2 protein-coding genes are annotated in these 2,136 nt (G+C 34.2%); both read right to left on the reverse strand.

Annotated features, from left to right (window positions below; all coding sequences use genetic code 11):
• Positions 1 to 154 precede the first annotated feature (154 nt).
• A complete protein-coding gene (locus ACPDG9_RS15915; protein WP_430528681.1) occupies positions 155 to 688 on the reverse strand; it encodes a CHAP domain-containing protein in 534 nt (177 codons plus the stop codon).
• A 258-nt stretch (positions 689 to 946) separates the two neighbouring features.
• A partial coding sequence (locus tag ACPDG9_RS15920; RefSeq protein ID WP_430528682.1) for a hypothetical protein occupies positions 947 to 2,136 on the reverse strand: 1,190 nt, incomplete at its 5' end.

Raw genomic sequence — 2,136 nt, forward strand, 5'->3', positions numbered from 1 at the left:
GGGGATCAAAATATTGTGGTAAATCTTGCCAATGGACTTTTTCCTTTTTTTGTTCTTGTTTAATTTCTACCTCTTCATGTACCAAATCTTTAGTTTGTTTTTGGCAACTGATTAAACTTAGTAATAAGAACACGATACTTCTCTTCATTTTATGCTATTTTAATTTTTTACTATATCCTTTTGGTCGGAAATACCCTTTCCATCCAGTATGTGTTTGTAATGCGCCTCCTTTCAATTGGTAATACGATACCCGGGTGTGATTATCATCTAATCCCAACGTTTTTATTTCAATTCGCTCATCATTAGTTAAATAAGGAAACTTATTATTTAAATGAGTATTCATATCCGCGCTATCTGTTAAAGCCTCTAGTATAGTAACTACTTGATTTTTTTTATCATACGCATATACAACACCTGTGTGTCCATCCCTAACAGATCTACTCCACACAAATATATCCCCTGGTTGTGGTTCAAAATCGGGGTCAAAAACGCCATCTTTCCCATCGACATGTTCGATACTACATCCCTCATGGAGTAATTTTTTGTAACTCCCATTTTTCAAGAAAGCTCCTTCAGAAACCATATCTCCTGTAGTTATCCAAGCGACATCTTTCGTTAATCCCAATAAATGCAGGTAGATGCATACAAACTCCGAGCAATCAACTTCTTTGATATCCTTGTACTTCAAACTTGTTCGGTTGTTGTCTTGTTTGTAGTAAATCTCCTTTGATACAACCTAAAAAGAATAAGCCCAACTTTCGTCAGGCATAAAAGATTTAATCTACAACAGAACGTAATATCATCTCTATTCTGTTTACAAACTTTCATGAATCATTGCTCTTTACTAGTCATACTAACTTAGATTTTACTTCTATATTCTAACATCAACAAGGGGGCTTTAACCTCACTAATTAGTTGCAACTCTTTTTAAAACTTAGTTTTCTAATTAAAATTGAAACTGTGATTTTGACATATACTCAAAAGCAAGAGACATGTCTTCTCCAAAAAAAAGGTGTTCTTCTGCAACTTTATATAATGCAGGGTATTGAATAGCTAATGCGATAAACATATAAGGAGTTGGCATGGTTTCGCTTGGGGGTAAATTTAATTCTAACAAAGCAGTATACACCCAGATCATCGCACGTTCCTCAGGCGTGTAATAAGGTTCGCGTTGTTTCATATAATTGTCTACTTCGCTTTCATCTGCAGCATATTCATTAGGGACATAATCGGTTGTCATTTGGACAAAGTAGTAATCTAAGGGAACACGGATATAAGCTTCATCTTCTTGAGCTAATTCTATAGCAGCGGCTAACATCTTTTTCTTTACAATTAACTTTCCATCAAATCCGCGAGAAAAAAACAAACGATCAAACATGCGGTAGTCCCAACCTTTGCGGGTACGCTCGCTCATCTCGTTATACTTCTTCATGTATTTTCTTTGGATGTTTTTGTAAATATCGTAGTCAGCCAACGCAAAGCCTTCATAACCAGCATATTCAACTAATTTAGTTGAAAAATAAGAATGGTAAATAATATTTAATGCTGCTTTTCTTCTATAAAAGATATACTCATTACTAGATAAATCACTATTTCCAATAGGATAAATATAATATATTTCTCCAAAATCATCGTATTCTTCCCAAATCCCATTGATTCCATTAATATAATATCTCTTTTTTCGATCAAAAACAAAATTTGGATGAGTCAATCTAAGAAGGGGGACGTTTGTATATAAATCTTTCGTGTGTAACTTGGGGGTTAAGATTAAATAATCCCCAATCGTAGTTACTCGGGGATTATTGGAGTGATCTGCATAGATATCTACACCAAATATATCTTGTATTCCTTTGGCAAAGGTAGCCTCATCGGGAAATTGAAAACCGCGACTTTTCAATCCCTCATAATACAATTCATTTAATAAATTGAGATCCTCTAACTTATATTCAGACTCTTTATACCCATAATCAGGCATTCCATTGGTACCTGCTACTGTAATATTCCTCATCGCTTCTTGATACTTTTTCTCTCTTCCTTTCATAACTTCTCTAAATAATGAGTCTTGGGGATCAAAATATTGTGGTAAATCTTGCCAATGGACTTTTTCCTTTTTTTGTTCTTGTTTAATTTCTACCT

This window comes from Myroides sp. C6-3 (assembly GCF_050522425.1).
GTDB lineage: Bacteria > Bacteroidota > Bacteroidia > Flavobacteriales > Flavobacteriaceae > Flavobacterium.